Origin of the sequence: Streptomyces sp. NPDC127084 (assembly GCF_042724175.1) — a bacterium.
Taxonomy (GTDB): Bacteria; Actinomycetota; Actinomycetes; order Streptomycetales; family Streptomycetaceae; genus Streptomyces.
Map to the genome: position 1 here is coordinate 1 of NZ_JBHXFA010000345.1, position 1,700 is coordinate 1,700.

1 protein-coding gene is annotated in these 1,700 nt (G+C 68.6%); it reads left to right on the top strand.

What is annotated here, in order from left to right; all coding sequences use genetic code 11:
• The first annotated feature begins 424 nt into the window (after positions 1 to 424).
• Positions 425 to 1,660 carry an IS110 family transposase gene (locus tag ACFWI9_RS34080; RefSeq protein ID WP_387169136.1) on the top strand — a complete coding sequence of 412 codons (1,236 nt, stop codon included), beginning with the start codon at positions 425 to 427 and terminating at the stop codon, positions 1,658 to 1,660.
• Positions 1,661 to 1,700: the final 40 nt, after the last annotated feature.

Sequence of the window (1,700 nt, forward strand, 5' to 3'; positions counted from 1 at the left end):
AGCACCATCTAATAGCTCACCGGTGGGCCCGAGCGTTAGAACGCAAGGCTCTATCGACTCCGTGTGATGCAGGCCTGGCCCTGTTCCGGGACGAGATCCCTCTGGTCAGACCGGCCGCATCCACGACGGCGTCGCCTGGCGGAGGCCCAAGCACCATTAGGGACTGAATCCCTGAGACGAGACAGGCCCCGCCCGGCGCCGCCCGCCGCCTGCGGCTTTCATGTCCTCAGCCCGCCGGCAGGAGCCGACCTCTCAGCTGTTCGCGAGCCGTGAGCTCTCCAGTAGACCGAGGTCCCTGCCGGTCGCTGGAGACACGAACGGCTCATGAGATGGCGTGCCTGGAGCACTTCTATTAGAGCGCCGCGTGCTCCTCAGGGAGCTGACCTGTGCATACGCGTTCCCCACCGATTCGAGGAGAGACACCTTGACCCGAGTGTTCTGCGGCATCGACTGGGCGGAGGGCCACCACGACATAGCCCTCGTCGATCAGGACGGCGACCAAGTGGCCAAGATGCGGATTAGCGACGACCTGGCAGGCTTCCACGCCCTGCTGGAGCTGCTGGCCCGCCACGGCGACCATCCGGACTCCCCGATCCCGGTCTCTATCGAGACCCCGCGCGGACTGCTGGTCGCCGCTCTGCGCGCCACCGGCCGCAAGGTCTACGCGATCAACCCGCTCGCGGCGGCACGCTACCGGGATCGCAGCAGCGTCTCGCGCGCCAAATCGGACGCCGCCGACGCCCGCGTCCTGGCCAACATCCTGCGGACCGATATCAAGGCCCACCGGCCGCTGCCCGCCGACAGCGAGCTCGGCCAGGCCGTCGCGGTGCTCGCCCGAGCCCACCAGGACGCGGTCTGGGACAAAGGCCAGCTCGTCAACCGGCTTCGCTCCCACCTTCGCGAATACTTCCCCGCCGCCCTGCTGGCCTTCCACGGGACCGGCCGGCTCGGCCTCGACTCCGCTCACGCCCGAGTCATCCTGACCGCCGCTCCGACCCCGGCAGCAGCCGCCAGGCTCACCCGCGCCCAGCTCCGCGCGCTACTCAACCGGGCAGGCCGGCTTCGCCGCTCGGTCGATGAGCTGGTCGAGCGCCTGCGGGAACTGTTCCGCGCCGAGCAACTCCGGCAACTCCCATTGGTCGAACAGGCCATGGGTCAGCAGACCACAGCACTCGTGCGGCAGCTCGGCGCCGCCTGCCACAGTGGCGACGATCTGGCCGCAGCCACCGAGGAAGCGTTCCAGTCCCATCCAGACGCGCAGATCATCACGAGCCTGCCAGGCCTGGGGACCATGTCCGGTGCGCGGGTCCTGGCCGAGATCGGGGACGACCCCACGCGATTCGCCGATGCCAAAGCCATCAAGGCCTACGCAGGCGCTGCACCGGTGACCCGCGCGTCGGGCCGCAGCCACGTCGTCGTCGCGCGCACCGTCAAGAACAGGCGCCTGGCCGCTGCCGGCTACATGTGGGCCTTCGCCGCCCTCAGATCCTGCGAACCGCGCGCCCACTACGACCGGCGACGAGACGGCGGCGAACGCCACACCCCGGCCCTTCGGAACCTGTTCAACAAACTCCTTGGCTGCCTCTACCACTGCCTTCACAATCGCACCCTCTACGACGCCGGGAAGGCATTCCCGGCACCTCTCGCACTGGCCGCATAACCGCCGCACTTGACCCGCCAGTGACATGAGATGTCTCGTC